A 21,553-nucleotide genomic window follows, 5' to 3' on the forward strand; every position below is an offset into this window, starting at 1 on the left:
ATGAGCAAGGATAAATCAACTCTCAGCTTTGCCGCCGCACTGAACGCAGCACTGACCGATGAGATGTCGAGCGACGATATGGTCGTGGTCTTCGGCGAAGACGTCGGCACGCTCGGTGGGGTCTTCCGCATTACCGAAGGCTTGAGCCAACAGTTCGGCGAGGATCGGTGTTTCGACACTCCCCTGGCTGAGTCCGGAATTGCCGGCACCGCCATCGGCATGGGGCTCGGTGGCGTACGCCCGGTCATCGAAATGCAGTTCGACGCGTTCGCTTATCCAGCATTTCAGCAGATCATCAGCCACATGGCCAAGATGCGCAACCGCACCAAGGGTTCCGCCCCACTCCCCATCACCGTACGCATCCCCTATGGCGGTGGAATCGGCGGCGTCGAACATCACTGTGATTCCTCAGAGTCGTATTACGCTCACACCCCGGGACTGAAGGTCTACACCCCGGCCTCCGTGGAAGACGCCTACCTGATGCTGCGAGCCGCGATCCGCCTGGATGACCCGGTAATTTTCATGGAGCCAAAGAAGCTCTACTGGACCAAGGCAGAGGTCTCGCTCGAAGAGCTGCGTCAAGAATTCGACACTCGCTGGGCCCAGGTCGAGACACAGCGTGAACACGGTGAACCATACGCTCGTGCTGGCGTTGCCCGTCCCGGTGAGGACGTCACGTTGGTCTCCTACGGACCGTCTGTGGTGACCTGCTTGGCAGCCGCTGAAGCAGCCGCAAAAGAAGGTCACAGCGTTGAAGTCGTTGACCTCCGCAGCATCAATCCATTGGACGAAGCCACCATCACGGCATCGGTTGCCAAAACCGGTCGCGCCGTTGTTGTTGCCGAACCGCAAGGTTTCACGTCGGTGGCCTCGGAAATCGTGGCGCGTATTCAGCAGCGTTGCTTCCATTCGTTAGCAGCACCGGTGCTGCGGGTGACCGGTTTCGATATCCCCTACCCACCTCCGATGCTGGAAAAATATCATCTGCCGAATGTCGATCGAATCTTGGATGCCATCGACGATCTGCAGTGGGATGACACTCCCGTAGACTTCGCCACCGCCACAGGAGGGCACTGATGAGCACACAGATTTTCAACCTCCCCGACCTGGGTGAAGGCCTCACGGAAGCCGACCTCGTCAACTGGCTCGTCGAAGAAGGCGAGACCATCGCCGTCGACCAGCCGATCGCCGAAGTCGAAACCGCCAAAGCACTCGTCGAAGTCCCCTCACCGTATGCCGGTACCGTGATCACCCTGCACGGCAAACCGGGTGAAACGCTGTTCGTGGGCAACCCGCTCATCACTGTCGGCGATGAGTCAGCCCAGTCTGCAGACCAGCCCGGCGCACTGGAGTATCGAGAAGAAGAGCAAGCTGGCATTGCAGTCCCCGACGACGAGGATAACGAATCTTCCGGCAGCGTGCTGATCGGCTATGGTACCACCGGTGGCGCAGCAACAGGGCGCACCCGCGCTCGCAAACACCCCTCGACGGCTTCGAATACTCAGACGAGCCAGTCCACCGACAAGGGAGGGGCGCCGCGCGTAATTTCTCCTATCGTGCGTCAGCTCGCGAAACGCAACAATATTGACGTCGCCCAACTCACCGGCAGTGGGCAGGATGGCATCATTACCCGCGCCGATGTTCTGGCTGCTACGGAAGCACAGACCGATACACCGCAGACAGAAACGAGCACGCCGGCCGCCCAAGACCAGGATGCCCGTTCTGGTTTGACCATCGTGGACCGGGTACCCATGACCGGCGTTCGCAAAATGGTTGCGGAGCAGATGGTGCGCTCGAGAACGAACATCCCAGAAGCCACCGCCTGGTTAGACGTCGACGTCACCGAACTCATCGAACTGCGTGCACGGTTGAAAGCTGATGATCCAGAAACCGCACCCAGCTTGTTGGCTTTGATCGCACGGTTCACCACGGCAGCCTTGCGCCGCTACCCCGTCATGAACTCGAGGATCGTGGAAACCGATGACGGTGAAGAGATTGTCTACTTCGACGGGATCAATCTAGGTCTTGCCGCCCAAACCCCGCGCGGTCTCGTCGTTCCTGCGATCGAACATGCCCAGCGGCTCTCTGCTCGCGAGCTGACCACCGAGATCGGTGAACTCGTAGCGAAAGCCCGGGATGGCCAATGCACCCCGGCCGAACTGACCCGTGGAACCTTCACCCTGAATAACTACGGGGTCTTTGGTACTGACGGTGCAGCAGCGATCATCAATACTCCTGAAGTTGCAATCCTCGGTGTTGGCCGGATTATGGATCGCCCATGGGTGGTTGATGGGGAAATCATGGCGCGAAAAGTCACTGAGCTGACGCTGTCATTTGACCACCGGGTGACCGACGGTGGCACTGCTTCGGCATTCCTGACCTCGGTTGCCGATGCTATGCACCACCCAGCCTCGGCGTTGGCAGATTTGTAAAAGTATTGCCGCGCCAACAACACGGTGAGGAGTACCGCAACGATATTCCTCACCGTGTTCGTGTGATGACAAAAGTTGACCCAAATTCAGCCGGTAGATTGCTGGCAGTCCGAAAAAGCATTTAACAGCCGGGATAGTAGAACCGTCAACTATCATGCGGGGCATGCACCATCACGATCACACCAACTTGAATAACTATTCGCCGCCGCCTCCACCGGAGATTCCGGCGTACAAGAATCAAGCCTCCACAACACCACCTGACGAAGGTAGAAAATACCAAAGACCACGTAGACAAAAACGCAATCCACTACTCATACCCCTCATTGCAGTAAGTGTTCTGGCTCTGGTTATGTCGGCGCTCTATCTACAAACTTTGTTCGCTCAAGCCCAACGCGATACGTCGTTTGCAGAGGCCGTAGAAACCTGTGACGTTTCGGAGACGTCGCCTTATATTGAGGTGGCTGACGATGGCGACACTCTGCTCATGACGTCAGAAGGAGACGAGTCACTCGGCGCTCCGATAACAGAAATTGCATGTGTTTTCGTCGAACTAGAGGTGCCTTCAAGCATCATTAACCGTTTCGAGACAACCCGCGCCCTGGACGGCACGCAAACCGGTACCTGGGACGTATACGAAGCAACTTGGAACTATCATCCAAACAGCGGCTCACACGTCACGATTACCGTCGTGGACCCCGACTAGTAGCCGTGCTTCGCCATTGTTCAGGGTTACGGCAGTAGCCCGTAGATGATGCCCGAAACGGCAACCACACCTGCAATCGTCACGAAAATATTCGAGGCGAGTCCACGATATGGTTCCAGCACATTGACTTTATGGATGGCGTACATCGGCAAGAGGTACAACACCATGGCAATGATCGGTCCCGAGAGCGATTCAATAAGCGATAACACGGACGGATTCAAAATTGCGGTAATCCAGGCGGTCAACACCACGAATCCGATAACCCCGTAGCGGATGTACTTTTGGTTGAGGTTTCTGCCTTTGGTACCGAACGTGTTGTTGATGATGCCCACACCGCCTTCAATGCCACCCAACCAGTGGCCGAAAAATGATGAGGCAATGGCAACGATGGAGATCGCTGGCCCAAGAATTTGTAGGAACGGCTGATCCAGCTGATTCGCCAGGTATGACACGACCGGAAGGTTTGCTTCGCGTGCTTCTTGCATCCCTTCGGGCCCGAGTGCCAGTGCTGATGACCAGACGAATCCCATCGTGAAGATGGTGAGAATAACAGTCGTCCATTTAATGATCTGCGATGCCTTCATCCCGGCACGGAGTTTATAGGTCTCTTTGAGCGAGACGGTGAGCTGGCTGGTCGCCGCGGCGAAGCTAAACGAAAAGACCAGAACTGGAATGACCAGCCACACCGATGACACAAAGTCACCGAATGCCGGCACCTCGCCGAATGAATCGAACTGCCAGTGCGGAATGAGCCAAATAATGAGGAAGGCTAAAGCCGCGATGAGTGGGTAGACGATCCACCCTGTGACGATTGAGACCAGTTTTGGCCCGGCGATCATGACCGCCGACATTGCCAACACCAAGATCAGTGACAGTAACCAGCGCGGCCAGGGTTCCATACCGAGTTGATTGACCATCAATGAATTGACGGTATTGGTTATCGATACCGCATAGATCAGGATGATCGGATAGATCGATAAGAAATACACGACCGTGATGAACAGGCCAGCACCACGGCCAAAGTACTGACGAGAAACTTCGGTGATGTCCGATGTGGGTTCACGAACAGCAACCACCATTCTCGACAGCCCACGGTGTGCGAGGTACGTCATCGGACCGATCAGGATGGTCGCAACAATCAGCGGGTAGACGCCGCCTTCACCGGCATTGATAGGCAAGAATAGGATTCCGGCGCCAACGGCGGTGCCGAACAGACTGATCAGCCAGCTGGCATCGAAGCGACTCCACTTGGGTTTTTCGCCCTTGCCCCGGTGCATTTCGAATTCCGCCGGCGTGACGGCCGTCCCGCCTTCCGTAGGGAATTCTTCTCGAGACCAACTCATAAAATGATCGCTCCTCTATTTGGCGAACGCTGCACCGAATCGCACATCGGATGGCACCAGTCTGAAAAGCAGACCTGAAACTTAGCCTAGGTCAGACCGTTACAGGTCACATAATCATGAGTTGAAACACAGCGGGAGCCAACGATTCTTCGTTGGCTCCCGCTTATCAGACGCGTTGAGCGTCGTGGTGATCAGATTAGTAGGCTTGTTGGCGCTGTTCCGTTACCAAATGGATCAGAGCAAAAGAGCCCTCGTTGATGGCATCGTAGCAAGCCTGGATCGCGTCCGAGATCTGAGAGTTCTCAGTCACCTTGATTCCGAAACCGCCGAAGGCTTTCGCCATGTCAGCAAAGTTCGGGTTCTGCAGCTGGGTGCCTGACACTCGGCCCGGGTAGTCGCGTTCCTGGTGGGTACGGATGGTGCCGTATTCCTGGTTGTCCATGACGATGATGAACGGAGTCGCACCGTACTGGGTGGCGGTAGCGATTTCTTGTCCGTTCATGAGGAACTCGCCGTCACCGGCGATCGACACAACGCACTTCTCCGGGAAGTTCAGCGACGCTGATACAGCAGATGGGACAGAGTACCCCATGGAACCGTTGCGGGCTGAAATCAGTGAACCGTAGTGGTGGGTCGGGAAGTAGCGGTGCGCCCAGTTGGTGTGCTCGCCTGCACCGAAGGTAACCATCGCATCATATGGCAGCGTTGGCACGAGGTGCGCCATCATCGCGTCCATGGTGGCTGGGCCCTCGTTGAGGTTTTCGGTTGGCAGCGCAGCGAAGTCTTCCTGTTGCTGGCGCATCTTTGCCGTCCAAGATTCCCATTCAGGTTTATTCGGCAAGTCCATGCGCACCAGGTCGCGAACAAACTCGGCTGGTTTGGCCAGAATCTGGTGAGATACTGGGCCTGAACGACCGCGCAGTGCGGGGTCGACGGTGACCAGGAAGTTTTTCTTGTCCCAGTTCTGACGAATCGTGAAACCATCGGTGATCATATCGCCGGGTACCGTACCGACGAAGACCAGGAGGTCAGTTTCCTCGAGGAGATCGTAGGTTGGTTTCGGACGACCGTAGCCCATTGGTCCGACATAGGATGGCGAATCAAACGGGATAGTTCCCTGGGTACGCCATTCAACGGCGCCGGCAATCTTGTGGTCTTCCAACCAGGTGGACAGCTGCCGGGAGGCTTCGCTGGTCCAGTCGTTACCACCGGTAATGAAAAGTGGTTTTTCGGATTCCAACAGTGCGTCATGCAGCTGTTTCCAGTCGTCGACGGTCATACCGCCACCGGCAACCGGAATCTGCGGGTGGACGCGCGCATCGATCGGCTGGGTGATGATGTCTTCGGGCAGACCCACGACTACGGGGCCTGGGCGTCCGGAAGACGCGGCGAACATTGCTTCAGCAACGATTTCGGAAGCGCGTTCTGGGTGGTCGAGGACCATGACGCGTTTTGTTCCGGTGCCGAACCAAGCGTGTGGATCGAATTCCTGGAAGGCTTCTTTTTCGCGGTGTTCGAATGGGATGAGGCCGACGAACAGCACCATTGCTGTTGAGTCCTGCCATGCGGTGTGCAGTGCGACGTGAGCGTTAGCTGCACCGGGACCGCGGGTCACCATGGCGACACCGGGTGTCTGGTTGAGCTTGCCGTCTGCTTCAGCCATGTAGGTGGCTCCGCCTTCGTGGCGGCAGATGACGTTTTTGATCGGGGAATCAGCGAGTCCATCGAGGACGTCCAAATACGATTCACCGGGGATCGAGTACACGCGTTCGACGCCGTGCGCTACCAGAGAGTCAACGATGACGTGTCCGGCAGATTTTTTCTGGCCATTACTGTTGAGTGGATAACCCATGAAATAGTGCTCCTTGACTGAAATACCTTGCGTTCAGCCCAGTCGCCATTGACATATGGGCAAGCGCTAACCTTTACAAAGTACCAGCCCTAGATGGAATATCTGCACTGTAACTCAACGTTTCAGTACATAAGACCATAAATATTCCCCCGTCGGCAGCACGCGGTGCTGCATTAGGAGAACTACAGAATGTCGAATGTCATCATCGTCGGAGGCCACGGCAAAGTCGCGCAGTTAGCTACTCCCCTACTGGTGGAAGCCGGCCACAAGGTCACCTCGATTATCCGCAGTGCAGACCAAGAAGAGACCATCAAACAACTCGGGTCGACACCGTTGTTGCTGGATATCGAAACCTCAAATCAAGATGACCTAGCCAAGGCATTTGCCGGCCAAGACGCCGTTGTGTGGGCCGCCGGTGCCGGTGGTGGGAATCCCGACCGCACTTATGCCGTCGACCGTGACGCTGCGATCGCCTCGATGGATGCCGCACAAGGTGCCAATGCAATGCGCTACATCATGATTTCCTACCTTGGTGCTTCGCTGGAACACGGGGTAGATAAAGACAACTCGTTTTTCCCCTATGCCGAATCCAAAGCACTGGCCGATGAGCATCTGATGGACTCTGATTTGCACTGGACGATTCTTGGTCCGGGTTCGCTGACTTTGGAAGACCCCTCGAACACGATCCGCCGCGTGGGTCGGATGTCCGACGACAGCCTCGGTGAGAACGATTCAAAAGACACCTCCCGTGCGAATGTGGCAAATGCGATTGCTGCCGCGCTGAGCTCAGAGAAATCCGTCAATAACATCGTGGACTTCGTCGACGGCGATACCCCGATCGAAGATATCTTCCGCTAAAAACATTCTCTATAAACAAAGGGCGCTTGGAGACCGGTGAGTCCCCAAGCGCCCTTTTCTCTGCAATTATTCAGTGCAGCACATAATTTTCCTACACGGACTTGCGACTACGCAGCACCAGGACCGCCCCCACACCGATGGCCGCAAGCGCGATCAAAACACCAATCGCGATGTTCGCCCCGGTATTCGCCAGGAAGCCATCGGAGGACTGGTCTCCTGATGCATCTGTATTGTCAGCTCCGTTTGAGTTATCCGTTCCTTTTGAGCTGTCGGCCCCTTCGGAGTCGGTTCCAGCATCATCGCCGGTATCACCCCCACCATCACCGGCCTGAGAGTCACCGTCCGTCCCTGAACCACTACCGTCGCTGCCCTGACCATCATCAGGAGCGGTGGTTGAGTCTTCGTCAGGATCAGGGGATGCTTCGTCGTCGGGGTCTTGAGTTGAACCATCCCCAGGGTCGTTTGCGCCTACCAACGGCGCCAAGTACCGCTCGGTATCTGCGGCCGTATTGAGCGCGATGTCGTAGTCTTCTAAGACGTCACTGGGCAGTTGGACTTGGAAGTCGGTGGTACCAGCGTCATCGAGTTCGTATTGTTCGATGAAGACGACATCGTCGGTGGCGGGATCGGCCGCGTCGGCGTCGTCCTTCAGGATCAGCACGGTGAGCGGCTCCCCGGCCAGAGCGTCCGATGAGCTGATGGTCACGGATGCGGTAGTTGAGTCGCCGGGCTCAGCTTGGTGGCTCAAGACTGGGACATCGGTGGTGGCCGCGGTTGCGGTACCAGCGCCCAGCAGGCCACATGCGACAGTCAGCCAGGATGCCACGATTGTGCGTGTTTTCATGTTCAGTTCTCCTCCGGTGCATTGACCAGCATCGGGCGCTGTGTGGTGTCGTTCCATTGCCAGGTGTTCTCGAAATCCCATCCCAACGTTTCGATCCAAGTTTGCGGATCGGTCGCTTCTTCGGTGGTCAGTGTTGCGCCCCGCTGTGTGTCAGGGCCTTCTTCGGGCACCGATTCCTTGTCGACCGCCAGGGTTTCCACCGCGTAGTTATTGAGCATGGTTGCAGTGTGGCCGTCGCGAACCCGACCAACGATGCGGCTGGCCTGGGACCCTGCGGTCACCGATGGATTCAGTGCCACACTATTTTGGATGGTCGTACCGGTGTAGCCGTACCCGGTGATGCCACCCGCGTTGGGTTCGTTCCCTACGGTTTCCACCGCACCTGCCGCATACACCCGGTCGGTGGTGCTGCCTTCTGCAGTAATCCCGATGACGCCGCCTGCTTGGCGGTGGCCATCCGCTGTGACATCGGCGGTCGAGTAGGTGTCGGTCACGGTGCCGTAGGAGTAGCCCACGACTCCGCCGACGGTGGCATGACCGATGATTTCACCGGAGGTCCAGACTTCTGCGACCGTCCCTCGGTTGGTATCGACCAGTAGGCCGGTATTTTCGGCGGTGTTGGTCACCGTTGCATTGGCCAGGCCCACGTTGCGAATGGTGCCCGAGTTTTCAACAAACAGTCCTCCAACGTCCGAGGTGTACCCGGTGATGGTGTGGCCTGCGCCGTCGAAGGTTCCGCTGAAGCCCTCAGGTGCCAACTGTTCTTGGTCGACGCCGGTGAGATCCAGTGATTCGGTCAGACGGAAGTCCTCGGACGGTTGTGCGGTGACTTTTGCCAGGTCGGCTGCTTCGCCGATCAGCAGGTAGCCGTCTTCATCCCGTTCCAGAGCTTCCTCTTCTGGCTGTTCTTCTTCTGGTTGTTCTTCCTCTTCAGGCTGCTCGTCAGCGCCGGTCTGTTCGTCGTCTTCGGATGGTTCCTCCTCGTTGGATTCATCATCCTCATCGATCGGTGGGACCGGTTCGCCGGTGTAGTTTTCTGGCACAACCTGCAACACAGGGCGCGCCGCGTCGTCGTCCCACTGCCAGACGGATTCCATGTCCCAGCCCAACGTGTCAGTGTAGAAGGCCGATTCACCGAGATCCGTTGTCGTTGCGGTGGCGCCCATCCAGGTGTTGGCACCTGTGTCGGATTCGGTAACCGCGTTGGTATCCACGGTTTCTGCGGCCCAGTTATTCTCCAACGTGGCGGTGTGCCCGCTGAAGACTCGACCGAGGATCCTGTGGGTGTAGCTTGGCGCATGCAGGCTCGGGTTGGCGGCCAGCACGTTACTGATCACGGTGTCCGTATAGCCGTATCCAACCACACCACCAATATTGCGAGTTTCAGCCGAAACCGCGCCTGTGGAGTAGACGTTTTCGGTGGTCGATCCGGCAAGCGCCACACCGACCACGCCGCCGGCTTCTGTTGAGCGAGAGTGGACGTCGGCTGTGGAGTAGGCGTTGAGCAAGCTGCCACCCGAATCACCAACCACACCGCCCACGCGGCTTGTGCCATCGACGGTTCCTGTGGTGTAGACGGTATGCATTTCGCCATTGTTCACGTTGGCGATAATACCCACGCGTCCGCCTTCCAAATCGACCTCGGCGTCCGTCACGGCGAGGTCATAGATCGCACCGTTGTTGATATTGAACAGACCACCGGTCTGCGAGGTAAGCCCGGTGATCGTATGACCGTTGCCATCGAGTTCACCGGTGAATGGCCGCAGCCCACCCAGTGGTTCCCACCCCTGAACCTTGGACAACTCCAGATCTGCGGTCAGCACGTACTGTTCGTCAGGGTACTGCGTGATCTGTTGGAGTTCTTCGGCGCTGTCGATCTCGTAGTAGCCGTCAGCATTGGGTTCTCCGGCAGGTTGTTGTGCCCGGTGTTCTTCAGGATTGACCTGCAGAACCGGCCGTTGGGCATCAGCATTCCATTGCCAATCCTCGGCGAAGTCCCAACCGAGATCCTCGGTGTAGAGGTCCTGGCTCTGGGTTGCTTCAGCCTCGACGACGCGACCCTTCCAGTTGTCTTCGGCGGGCTCATCGGACAGTGTCTCCACACTGATGTAGCCGGCATCGCTGGCCAACAGACCGGACAAGGTTGCGGTCTGGCCGTTGAGCACGCGCCCAACAACCGCGTGTGCATACTGCGGGCCGGTCACGGACTCATTGAGTGAGATCGCGTCGTGTACCTCGGTGCCGCTGTAGCCGTAGCCGACCACGCCACCAACGTTGCGAGTGTCTGCGGTGACGTTACCGGTCGAGTACACCCGTTCGGTATCGGAGCCGCCCAGGGCCACTGCGACGACGCCGCCGGCCTCGGTGGTTCGTGATCGCACATCCGCGGTCGAGTAGGTGTCGGTGATGGTTCCGGTGGAGTCACCGACCACGCCACCAACGCGTCCCTGCCCGGTAATCGAACCTGACGTCCAGGAGTTTTCGATGGTGCCTTCGTTGAAGTCAGCCAGCAGGCCAATCGTGCCCTGCGCGGTATCGACTTCGGCGTCTTCGACCGCCAGGTTGCGAATGGTTCCCTCGTTGACGGCAAACACGCCACCGCCGCCGTTATCGGTCGGCTGGTATCCGGTAATGCTGTGACCTTGTCCGTCAAAGACCCCGGTGAATGGTGTGGTGCCGGCACCGATCTGCGAGCGCGGACTGTCGTCCAGTTCCAAATCGTTCATGAGCACGTAGTGGCCGTTAGGGTTCCAGCGAATATTCTCCGCATCTTCCCAGGTCCGCAGTTCAAATGGGTCTTCTGCGGTGCCGCCACCGAGCATGCCCTGGCGCAGTTCCATTGGTGCACGCAGTGGGACTCCGGAGCCCAGCTCATCCCAGACAAACAGTTTTGCGGTCGCGGAGGTCGGCAGCTCGAGTGGTTCATCGAAGCTGACGAACTGCTCGGTGCCTCGGTGATCCAGTTCGACTTCTTCCACCCGAAGGTCCAAGAGTTCTTGTTCGTCGTAATCATACGAGGCCACAGCAACCGTAACGTCGTCACGAGCACCCGGATAGCTCAGCAGGCCAACGCCTTCGAGCTGGTGGTCGGAGATTTTGGTTGAGCTGATGTCCCAGACACCTTCGGGCTGGTCCACCACGAATTCGTCAACGACGTCGCCGTCAACCGTGTAGGTGGTCATTGTCAGACCGTCGTCGGTAATTTCCAGGGCGGCGCCCATTTGGTCGTTGTCGTCATAGACGATGTCGTCCCACCAGAAGGCCTGGTTCTCATAGAATTTTGGTCCCGATGAACCCATGGTCACATAGGTGGTACCGGCGGCGTATTCTTCCGCGGATTCGGCCAGGGCCTCTCCCCCGATGATCGTGGAGCGTTTATATACGTGGTCGTGTCCACCGATGTAGAGGTCCACGCCCAACTGATCGAGGGTCTCGGTAACCAGGGCGCGGTCGGTTGCCATACCGGCATCATCGGCGTGGCCGCCCCCGTAGTAGGAGAAGTGCCCGGTGACGACCTTCCACGATTTATCCGTGGCGCGCATGTCATCGACCAGCCAGTCCAACTGCGTTTGCAGATCGTAGTTCGAGTTCAACACGGAGACGTGGATGTCACCGTGGTCGAACGAATAGTTGGATTCGCCAACTTCACTACCGTTTTTGGGGTGGTTGTACATGCCGCGGAAAATGGCGTTGCGTTCCGGTGAGACTTCGTTGAATTCTTTGTCCCCGTAGGCTTCGTGGTTGCCCGCCATGGTGGCCAGGCGCAGGTCTAGGTCGTCTAAGACCCAGTCGTAGAGCTGTTCCCAGTACTGGCCGCGACCGGCATTATCCACGAAGTCGCCGACCTGCAGCATCGTGTGGCCGCCAGGTTTTTGTTCTCGGACGGTCTCGAGCGCTGCGGTGAAGAGTTCGTGTTCAGCCTGGTCATTGGAATTTACCTGCAGGTCACCCATCACATACAGCGGTGAGTTGTCGTCCCCGCCGGAGATGAATTCACCCTGGGGTTCGGTCCAATCGCCATCAGCGCTAACACCAAAACGATACTGGTAGCGCTGATTTTCTTCGAGGCCCTCAAACGTAAATTCATGTGAGCGCAACGGTTGGCCGGTAATCGAGTCCTGGTAGTTCTCGGCGTCGGTGCCAATGGTGTCGATTTCAAAGACTTGTTCGGCGTCGGACCGTACCGTGATGGCGTCTGACCAGTCAGAAGAGCCCACCGGCAAGGCTTGCGCCCACGTTTCGGTGATCTGCACATCGGTGTTGACCGATACTCCCGTTTGATCGCCGGTTTCGCCGACAGTTGCGGTGGAACCAAAGTATTGGAACACACCGTCGGGATCCAACTGATCCTGGCTGATCTCAATGCGTTTGATATCCGCTGCGGTGTTGCCTTCGCCGTCGGTGGCGTGCGTGACGATCAAGTGGTCCGAGTAGCTCGAGATATCAAAGCCGTCGTCTCGCAGCTCCACTTCACCGGCCGCATCATACACCGTGGTTTCGATAGTGGGCTCTGCACCAGAGTCGTCGGTCGCCTCAACTGCCGGCAGCTCGATGCGCTCCCCATATGTCGCAGATGCGGCGGTTTCTGCCACCTCGAGTTCAGGAGCATAATCCGCTCCGCGAGTCGCCTCACCAATCCAGACAGGCGACGAGATGATTTCATCGCCGTCGGCCTGGGTCGCTTTGAGCCAGTAGTAGTCTCCGTCTGCAACCTCCAGGGTGGCATCCAGGCTGATCTGGTTGCCACCCTCCGGGGTGAATTCGTGTGCGACGTCGCCACCGTTGGTGTAGACCACAACGGTTTCAAAAGCTTCATCTTCGCCAGCGTCTACTAGTTCAATGTTGAGCTCTAACTGGCTGGTATCGCTGGACAGGATGGAGCCCATTTGCTCGCCGTTAGCGTCCATTTGCAACGAGGCATCCACGTCGAATGTGGTGTACATGCTGCGGTCTCGCATGGCCTGGTAGAGGCTATCGATGCTGTGCTCTTCGGCCCAGACGCCGGTGTGCGCCGGGTTGCCGGTTACCCAGGTGGCGTTGTGTTCATCGCCGGACCAGACCGGGGCCAAGTGCCAGCCGGCGTCGAGGGCTTTGACGAAGTGGTCGTGATAATTCGGTGTTTTGTACTCAAACAGCGGGATCTGTTCGTCGACCTCAGGGGTGAGGTGACTAAACCCGAAGTGCCCGTGATTGGTGGCCGGGTGGTTGAACTGCCCGATGGCATCCGGATCCATGGTGAGACGGGACATCACAGTGGGGACATCCCACATCAGGTGGCCGGTACCCCAGTCGCCGCCACCTTCAGATTTGGCGGTCAGAAACCAGTCGGTGTTGAAGATGTTCATATGGCCGCTGGAGTTATACCACGTGACCTCTTCACCAATCAGTGCCTGCAGATGATCACTGGTCGCGTTGAATTCATCGGCTGCTTCGTGGCTGTAGGACCATTCGTCCGAGTGCGAGGCGTAGCGATCTTCAGTAAAAGCATCCGCATTGCGCAGATCAAAGACGACGTCGTGATCGGTCACGCCAAAGAAGTCGACGTTGGCATTTTCTGCCACGTGTTCCATCGCATCGGTGGGAAGCTGCACACCATCACTGATCGCGGTGTGCGAGTGGATTTCTGCACGGAAGTGTTGTTTGCCGAGATGTTGTGCTCGTTCGGCGTCTTCTTCAGCGATCGTGATGCGGGGACTCACCTCAGATTCGGCAAAATCTTCATCTTCAGTGTGGTCGTGCTCCCCGGCAGTTTTTCCAAGCTCGCGTGGATCGTGTTCCTCGGTCTCAGGGACCGCCAGGTCTTGGGCTGCAGCTTCTTGGGTGCCTGATTCGGCCCAGGTGGGGAAGACCAGCAGGCCGGCGGTTAGCGCGGCACCGGTGAGCACCGCTGCAGAACGGCAACTCGCCTTCTTCCAAAACGTTCGTTGAGACGCCACAAATACTCCTCTTTTGATGTGAGACTTTTTGAGACTAAAGAGCATGCATGACGACTCGGCGATTTCTAGGTGAACGTTCAACGAATTCACAGGTAAGCGTGGACAGATGCACGGCAAATGTGACAAACCTCTAGCTGACGTGGCCAGTTGCCACTGGAGTCACCCAACGGTAGCTTGTCTTTGCAGTGACGTGAGACACTGGGAGGACCTTCCCGCGGAGCTTTGGCACACGATTGTGCCGCAAAGTTTTCCGCATTGACGCTCAGAATGTTCTATCTGCAAAGGAGGCCGCATGGCGCTCTTAGATTCCGCTATATGGTCCGAAAAGATTTTCCTCAACGGCTGGCGTGCTGGCTCAGCTGAACCAACCGATATCCTGGAACCAGCCACCGGCAACGTCCTGGAACGCGCCGGGTTAGCAAGTGCCGACGACATTCACGAAGCCGCTCAAAAAGCTGCGGAGGCGCAGAAGGCTTGGGCTGCAACGAAACCAGCTGAACGGGCCGCTGTTATGCGTCGCGCCGGTCAAATATTTGAAGATCATGCTGCAGAACTTACCGACTGGATTCAGCGGGAAACCGGCGCCATTCCGGCCAAAGCTGGCTTGGAAATCACGGTTGCCGCAAACGAATGCTACGACGCTTCGGCGCTCCCCCACCACTCGATGGGCGACGTGCTGACTTCCGATGAGGATCACTGGTCCTTCGCTCGACGTCTGCCGGTGGGTGTTGTCGGAGTGATTTCGCCGTTTAACTTCCCGCTGATCCTGTCGATCCGCTCCGTCGTGCCCGCCCTGGCATTGGGTAATGCGGTGGTGCTGAAACCAGATCCACGCACCCCGGTCTCCGGCGGTGTCATGATCGCTCGCGCCCTGGAGGAAGCAGGCCTACCCGAAGGTGTCTTCCAGATGGTGCCCGGTGGCGCTGAAGCTGGCGCTGCCTTGACCGAAGCCCCGGAAATTGAAGTCGTCTCCTTCACCGGATCCACCGCCGCTGGCCGCAAGGTTGGCGAGGCTGCCGGCCGCAACCTCAAACGCGTACACCTGGAACTGGGTGGCAATAACGCAACCGTTGTCTTGCCCGGCGCCGACGTCGCGAAGGCTGCATCGGCCGGCGCATTCGGTTCGTTCCTCCACCAGGGTCAGGTATGTATGACCACCGGACGGCACCTGGTGCACGAGTCGATTGCCGAAGAATATGTCGCAGCGCTGCAGCAGAAGGCTGAGCAGCTCCCACTGGGCGATCCCACCGAAGAGAATATCGCGATCGGTCCGGTGATCGATGAGGGCCAGCGCGATAATATCGACCGCATTGTGCAGCAGTCCAAGGATGGTGGGGCCAAGGTCGTTGCGGGCGGTAGCTATGACAAGCTGTTCTACTCCCCGACCGTCATTACCGATCTGACCGATGAGAGTCCGGCGTGGAGCCAGGAGATCTTTGGCCCGGTAGCCCCGGTTCGGACCTTCTCGACCATCGAGGAAGCCGCAGAGATTATCAACGCTTCCGAATACGGCCTGTCAGTTGGGTTGCTCGGCAATGTCGGTGAGGCCATGAAATTGGCTGACATGGTGCGCTCTGGCAAGGTTCACATCAACGAGCAGACGGTGTCCGATGAATCCAACGCCCCGTTTGGTGGCTTCGGCAATTCCGGGAACGGTTCGCGTATCGGTGGCTACACCACGAACATCGAGGCCTTCACCGAGGTGCAGTGGCTGACCATGCGACCAGAGATCGCCCCGTACCCCTTCTAAACCCACGCAAAAAGTCAAAGTTGTAGCCCGAGCGAGTTCAACTGGCCCGGGCTACAACGTGATCTCTAGTCTTTAACGTAGGCGGCTAGCCCAAGACTGCCAAACTTCGCCGACACATCCTGTGTGCCGATCGGAGCGTGTGCCGCTATACCGACCAGACCCTGTGGACACTCAACGATGAGCACCGAGCTGCGTCCTTGATACTCGTCATAGTCTCGTACTCGTCCCCAGCCCGAGACGGTCCAGTGTTTCACGGTGTGCGGCCCATAGCCTGGCAACGCATTGGCGAGGCCATCTGGCTCAAAGACCGCTGACATCCACTGCTTCACGCGTCCGTCATCCTCGAGTACCTGGCGCAAGACGGCTAGCAAATCTGCAGCGGTGGTGGTGCCGGTGAACCCTTCACCACTGGAGCGTTCTTCAACACCGGTGATGGTTGTGTTCTTGAGGTTGGCGACATACCGGCGACCGTGTTCAACCAAGTCGACGCCGAGTGCTTTGAAATGCTCAAGTAGAGCCATGGTTGCCGCACCATCTCCACTACCGATCACCAGATGCATGGCGTCATCGACGGAGACGCGAACGGAACCGTTCAGGTGCCGCAGTGAACCTGTATAGGCATGCGAGCGGTGGTGGTCCGTAATGTCGATGCTGGCCTCGAACAGGCCCGGCGTGGTGTCTTCGAGCTCTGCCAGGGTGCAAGCAAAGAACAATTTGCCGATACCGGAGAAGGTGAAGACCATATCTTCGTGAACGGCGCGGCCGCCTTCAACTGCATACAGCAATTCACCAAACTCTTGACCCCAGTAGTCAGGTTCGACGAGCTGGCGCTTCATGGCGTCAACACGCTGGGTGTCGAGGTAGAACGCTTCGATTGCTTTACCAAACTCCACGAACATCTCTTGAGCGCGCACTCGACCAGGGGCCCCGTCGTCGAACTGGACGGGGATAGACTCGGCAAATACCGCCACGGAAGCAACCGGCGCACCGGCCACGTCCAATAGCAGTCCTATCTGTGACAGCCCTCGGATACCGCGACCGTTCTTTTCAGCGAAGTGCCCCCAGTCCAGCGAGGCACCCAGCATCGGGGTCATGAGGTTGCTCAACAACTCGATTGCTGTTTCGCAAAGCTGGACACTCAACCCGAGCGCAGCGGCCTGCTTGGCATCCTGGCTCCCCTGTGCCAGTCGCTCCAATATCAGGGCCTGGTCGTGTGCAGAGGTGACGGTCATCGAATCAATGGGGTGTGACCAGTCTAGTTCGGCTGATCGAGGGAAGATCTCACGGTGCTGCGAGTCCTGCATGCCAACCTGCGCGCAGTAGTCGTTGACCCATTGCAGTGCGTCACCGGTGGCTTCATCGATGGCGTGGAATACTATTTGGGTACAGATGTTGTCGGAGGTAATCATCATCTGTGCGAGATGATCACGTAAGCTCAGTTCAATGCCACAGGATAGGTGGCGCATAATGCCCGATTGGACGCCGTCTCTGAGCGGGTCATCGATAACATACACGGCATCTAGCGAAAGCTTGCCGTCCTGCACCAAGGCGAGACAGGCTAATAGAACGCTAACTTTCCGGGCGCTAAATGCCGCGAGCACATCGCGGTCGTCCGCACCGACGGATTGTCCCGTGGCAATATCTCGTACTTGCCAGTGCACCGAAAAGGGGTAACCCTCAATGATTTCGTGAAGGCTGTTCTCTAATGTATACAACTTGTCTGACATGTACTCCACGCAAAAGATTTTGAGACAACGTAGCCGGGCTGAGTATAGACATTTTAAAGTAACCAGCGTCTATGTTTGATTTTTCAAATATTACCTCAGGTCCCTGAATGTACACCCAAAACGGCCTGAAAACCCACTAGGGAGAACTTTATATCAGGTAGCCCTGATTAGCTACTGGTCAGTAGGTTTTGTTCAAGGATTTCTGCTTTAGCATGCGAGCACACGAAAGCCCCGCCGATGCAACGCATGTACGTTAGTCGGCGGGGCTTTCGAGAGTGTTATTCAGTAGCCGGTTATTCCTGGAGGAAGAGATCTTCTTCGGTTGGCGCATCCCCGATGAAGTCATAACGGTCAGCCAGTTCGACCATGTCCATGAGCTGGTCACGATCGAGCTCACCATCAAGGCGTTCCATGGTGAGGGCATCCGCATCTTCTTGTGAGATTTCGAGGAAGTCGACCAGTAATGCGCGGGAACCTTCTTGGTCTTCTTCAGCGGCGGCCAACGCTTCGGTCATGGCGTCAGCGAAGTCGGCGGCCATTTCAGGATCATCGGCGGCCAGTTCACCGGAGGTGAAGGTAATCATAGTGGCCATGCCAGGGTCATTTTCCTGGAAAGAGTACCCAACGAGTTGGTTTTCCTCATCGGCGAGCAGGCCAGACAGGAATGGTTCTGGAATCCACACCGCGTCTGTATTACCGCGCTCAAGCTGTGCCGGCATATCAGGGAAGGCGATTTCAGAGAATTCAAGAGCCTGCGGATCAGCACCGTCTTGTTCAGCAAGGTTCATCACGGTCAAATCTCCGAGGGTATTCAGAGCGTTGACCGCGGTGGTTTTGCCCTCAAGATCTGCCCAGGTTTCAATGTCTGAGTCTGCTCGAGTGACGACGCCTGCGACGTCTTCACCTTCTTCGAGCGAGTTCGAGTACCCGGCCACAATCTTCATGTCCAGGCCCTGGTCAACCGCGGTGACTACGGACAGCGGGTTACCGACACCGAAGTCCATCTGACCGGCAGACACAGCCGGTAGCATCGCGGCACCGGCGGTGGAAACCTCATAGTCCACATCGAAACCGTGTTCTTCGAAGATGCCGTTTTCAATGCCGTAGGCAACGCCCACGCTCGGAGCAATGGACAGCACCCCAACGGTTACTTCGCGGAGCTCTTCGCCATCACCGGACGCTTCATCGCCTCCACCACCACCGCAGGCAGTCAGCAAGAGGGCGGATGCAGCGGCAGTCGCGAAGCCCGTCATCAATTTGTTTTTCATTGGTTCTCCTGGTGTGAGTGTTTCCAGGTGCACCATAGGCACGATCGGAAACAGTGTGAGATGAGAGGATCGGTTATTGAGTTTTGATCTAGATATTCATCAATTGAGATCCACAATAGACCACATTCCAACACATTGGAAGGGTTTATGCGATAAAATTGTTAGGTTCATCACATCAGAATTTGGGCGAGCAAAAGGGCCCGAAGAAAGCACGGAAACGGCTCTCCGCAGGCCCTAATGCGGTAGGTCTAGAGCAGTCTTATGCGTAGAAGCGTGAGAGGAACGTTGCTACAACTGCTGGGCGCTCCTCGCCTTCGATTTCGATGGTCGAGTTGGTCACCAGGTGCAGGCCGTTGCCTTTGACTTCCTGTACTTCAGTGACTTCGGCGTGCATGCGGATACGCGAGCCAACTTTGACCGGGCTCGTAAAGCGAACTTTGTCGAGGCCGTAGTTGACCTTGGTTGAGACGCCAGTGACGTCAAAGAGTTCCGACCAGAATGGGATAATCAACGAAAGCGTCAGAAAACCGTGGGCGATCGGAGCGCCGAAGGGGCCTTCTTTCGCACGTTCAACGTCAGTGTGGATCCACTGGTGGTCGCTCGTTGCGTCAGCGAAGGTGTTGATCATCTCTTGTGTGACGGTCGTCCACTCGGTGGCACCCAGATCAGTGCCGGCGAGGTCAGCAACTTGGTCAAATTCAACGACGGTACGGGCAGTAGTTTCAGTCATTGGGTTTTCCTTATCTGTCTTGAATGGTTTTAGACGAACGCGCTTTGGCCGGTAATGGCGCGGCCAACAATCAGCGCGTTAATTTCGTGGGTGCCTTCGTAGGAGTACACCGCTTCGGCATCGGCGTGGAAGCGGGCAACATCCGTGTCTAAGGTGATGCCATTGCCACCGCACACTTCACGAGCCAAAGCAACGGTTTCGCGGAGCTTTGCTGCGGTGAACATTTTGGCCAGTGCCGAGTTCTCGTCTTTATAGACGCCGGCATCTTGCTGCTCGGTGAGCTGCATAGCCATGGCGACCGATGCGGTGACATTGCCCAACATGGTGGCCAGCTTTTCTTGTATCAGCTGGAATCCGGCGATGGGTTTACCGAACTGTTCGCGACTCGTGGTGTAGCGGACGGCTGCTTCATAAGCACCAGCCATCGCTCCGGCTGCGATCCAGGAAACATCCGAACGCAACAGCCGTAGACATTTGGCCACATCTCGGAACGAGTTGATGTTCAGTAGGCGGGCGTCGGCGGATACCTGAACATTGTCGTAGGTGATGTCCGCGTTCTGCATGATCCGCAGCGATGCCTTGCGCTCGATTTTTTCCAGTGTAACGCCTTGGGCATCGCGAGGCACCAGAAACGCTTTGACTTGATTATCGGCGGTATCGCGCGCAAACGTGCACAGCACATCCGCCTGGAACGCACCGCCAATCCAGCGCTTGGCACCGTTAATGGTCCACGAACCGTCGTTATTCTGTGAGGCCGATGTTTGGAGGCCACCTGCGACATCTGAACCGTTATCTGGCTCGGTGAGCGCAAAAACGCCGAGTAGCTCGTAGTTCACAATTTGTGGATCGAGTTCTGCGACCTGCGCTGCACTGCCGCCCTGTTTCACAACGGTGCGAAACAAACCGGCTTGCGCGTTGAAGAAAGTGGCGACGTTGGTATCGCAACGTGCCAGTTCAAAGGTTCGCATGGATTCAAAGACACCGCGAACACTCTCCCCGGCCTCTTGAAGCGCCGGCGGATTCATCAGGCGTAACGATTGCAGCGGCTCGATGATTTCTTCAGGCAGGCGATCTTCGTGCCACGCATCGTTGAGGTATGGGTAAACCTGATCGGTCAGCGTGGCGCGCAGCTCGTCCAGCACGGTTTGTTCAGCAGCCGTCAAACGGTCCGAAAAACCATAGGCATCCCAGGATGACACGTTGTTCATGCCGAATCACCTTGGTCCAGGCCAAGGAGTTTCACGGCGTTTTCTTTGAGGATCAACGGGCGAACTTCGTCTTTAATCGGCAGATCTTCAAACGCGGCCATCCATTTTGGTGGCGGGATCAGCGGGAAGTCGGTGCCAAAGAGCACTTTATGCTTCAGCATGTTATTCGACTGACGCACCAGCGACTCCGGGAAGTACTTGGGCGACCAACCTGACAGGTCGATATATACGTTCGACTTGTGGGTTGCAATCGAGTTGGCCTCGTCTTGCCAGGGTACTGATGGGTGCGCCATGATGATCTGGAGGTTTGGGAAATCTGCGGCAACTTCGTCCAGCAACAGTGGATTGGAGTACCCCAGTTTGATTCCGGCACCGCCCGGCAGTCCGGCGCCCATGCCGTTTTGTCCGGTGTGGGAGATGATGGGGAGACCAATTTCTTCCAATGCTTCCCACAGCGGGTAAAACTCGCGGTCAGACGGGTTGAAGCCCTGTACCGACGGGTGGAATTTGAACCCTTGAACGCCGAGCTCATCTGCCTGACGTTTAGCCTCTTCAATGGCTGCCGCACCGGTTCGCGGATCAACGGAGCCGAATGGGAGCAGCACATCGTTATTGCGTGCCGCACCAGCTACAAGATCGTCGATCGAGTTTGGCATGTGGCCGTCAAACTGTGTGCGAGCGTCCAAGGTAAAGACGACCGCTGCCATTCCCAGATCGCGGTAGATACCGGCGATCTTGTCGATGGAAGGCGTGCGATCTTCGGACTTGAAGTACTTGGCCGACGCTTCGTAGAACTTTTCTGGCATGGGTTTGTGCCCCTGCTCATCCAGTTCTATGTGAACGTGGACATCTACCGCGGAGATCGCGGAGACATCAATATTTGATACGTACTTTGCCACGGA

At 57.1% G+C, this 21,553-nt stretch carries 14 protein-coding genes; 5 read left to right on the forward strand and 9 right to left on the reverse strand.

Translation table 11 applies throughout. The features are described 5' to 3' along the window. The 3 genes from G583_RS0103690 to G583_RS0103700 all read left to right on the forward strand — a co-directional run bounded on the left by G583_RS0103690 (nucleotide 1) and on the right by G583_RS0103700 (nucleotide 3,135). Nucleotides 1-1,077 (forward strand): alpha-ketoacid dehydrogenase subunit beta, encoded by a 1,077-nt coding sequence (locus G583_RS0103690; protein WP_022869850.1) that lies wholly within the window; start codon nucleotides 1-3, stop codon nucleotides 1,075-1,077. Then, the gene (locus tag G583_RS0103695) at nucleotides 1,077-2,432 is read left to right on the forward strand and encodes a dihydrolipoamide acetyltransferase family protein (RefSeq protein ID WP_022869851.1); all 1,356 of its coding nucleotides are present in this window, start codon (nucleotides 1,077-1,079) and stop codon (nucleotides 2,430-2,432) included. The genes G583_RS0103690 and G583_RS0103695 overlap by 1 nt, the downstream gene beginning before the upstream one ends. A gap of 163 nt (nucleotides 2,433-2,595) precedes the next feature. Further along, nucleotides 2,596-3,135 carry a hypothetical protein gene (locus tag G583_RS0103700; protein WP_156832040.1) on the forward strand — a complete coding sequence of 180 codons (540 nt, stop codon included), beginning with the start codon at nucleotides 2,596-2,598 and terminating at the stop codon, nucleotides 3,133-3,135. 26 nt (nucleotides 3,136-3,161) lie between these two features. Here the strand turns inward: G583_RS0103700 and G583_RS14125 are convergent, their stop codons facing one another. Further along, nucleotides 3,162-4,478: an amino acid permease gene (locus G583_RS14125; protein WP_022869853.1), complete on the reverse strand. Its 1,317-nt coding sequence runs from the start codon at nucleotides 4,476-4,478 to the stop codon at nucleotides 3,162-3,164. Nucleotides 4,479-4,674: 196 nt separating this feature from the next. Next, entirely contained in the window at nucleotides 4,675-6,330 is a 1,656-nt protein-coding gene (locus G583_RS0103710; protein ID WP_022869854.1) for a thiamine pyrophosphate-dependent enzyme, read from the reverse strand. Nucleotides 6,331-6,519: 189 nt separating this feature from the next. On the opposite strand from G583_RS0103710, the gene G583_RS0103715 reads away from it, so the two are divergent. Next, entirely contained in the window at nucleotides 6,520-7,188 is a 669-nt protein-coding gene (locus G583_RS0103715) for an NAD(P)H-binding protein (RefSeq protein ID WP_022869855.1), read from the forward strand. A 91-nt stretch (nucleotides 7,189-7,279) separates the two neighbouring features. Here the strand turns inward: G583_RS0103715 and G583_RS0103720 are convergent, their stop codons facing one another. Together G583_RS0103720 and G583_RS14130 are read right to left on the reverse strand one after the other, a co-directional pair. After that, entirely contained in the window at nucleotides 7,280-8,032 is a 753-nt protein-coding gene (locus tag G583_RS0103720) for a hypothetical protein (RefSeq protein ID WP_022869856.1), read from the reverse strand. A 2-nt stretch (nucleotides 8,033-8,034) separates the two neighbouring features. Next, entirely contained in the window at nucleotides 8,035-13,968 is a 5,934-nt protein-coding gene (locus tag G583_RS14130; RefSeq protein WP_169558762.1) for a metallophosphoesterase, read from the reverse strand. A gap of 292 nt (nucleotides 13,969-14,260) precedes the next feature. Here G583_RS14130 and G583_RS0103730 point away from each other — a divergent pair, with 292 nt between their 5' ends. Beyond that, a complete protein-coding gene (locus G583_RS0103730) occupies nucleotides 14,261-15,718 on the forward strand; it encodes an aldehyde dehydrogenase family protein (RefSeq protein WP_022869858.1) in 1,458 nt (485 codons plus the stop codon). A gap of 65 nt (nucleotides 15,719-15,783) precedes the next feature. Here G583_RS0103730 and G583_RS0103735 read toward each other — a convergent pair whose 3' ends face one another. From G583_RS0103735 to G583_RS0103755, 5 genes are all read right to left on the reverse strand, one after another. Then, a complete protein-coding gene (locus tag G583_RS0103735; RefSeq protein ID WP_022869859.1) occupies nucleotides 15,784-17,445 on the reverse strand; it encodes a serine hydrolase in 1,662 nt (553 codons plus the stop codon). Nucleotides 17,446-17,738: 293 nt separating this feature from the next. Beyond that, entirely contained in the window at nucleotides 17,739-18,713 is a 975-nt protein-coding gene (locus tag G583_RS0103740) for an ABC transporter substrate-binding protein (RefSeq protein ID WP_022869860.1), read from the reverse strand. A 259-nt stretch (nucleotides 18,714-18,972) separates the two neighbouring features. Beyond that, complete coding sequence (locus G583_RS0103745; RefSeq protein ID WP_022869861.1) at nucleotides 18,973-19,443, reverse strand: MaoC family dehydratase; 471 nt, start codon at nucleotides 19,441-19,443, stop codon at nucleotides 18,973-18,975. 29 nt (nucleotides 19,444-19,472) lie between these two features. Next, a complete protein-coding gene (locus G583_RS0103750) occupies nucleotides 19,473-20,651 on the reverse strand; it encodes an acyl-CoA dehydrogenase family protein (protein WP_022869862.1) in 1,179 nt (392 codons plus the stop codon). Further along, on the reverse strand, nucleotides 20,648-21,550 hold the full coding sequence (locus G583_RS0103755) for an amidohydrolase family protein (protein WP_022869863.1): 903 nt from the start codon (nucleotides 21,548-21,550) through the stop codon (nucleotides 20,648-20,650). The genes G583_RS0103750 and G583_RS0103755 overlap by 4 nt, the downstream gene beginning before the upstream one ends. Nucleotides 21,551-21,553: the final 3 nt, after the last annotated feature.

It is taken from the genome of Yaniella halotolerans DSM 15476 (genome assembly GCF_000420805.1).
Taxonomy (GTDB): domain Bacteria; phylum Actinomycetota; class Actinomycetes; order Actinomycetales; family Micrococcaceae; genus Yaniella; species Yaniella halotolerans.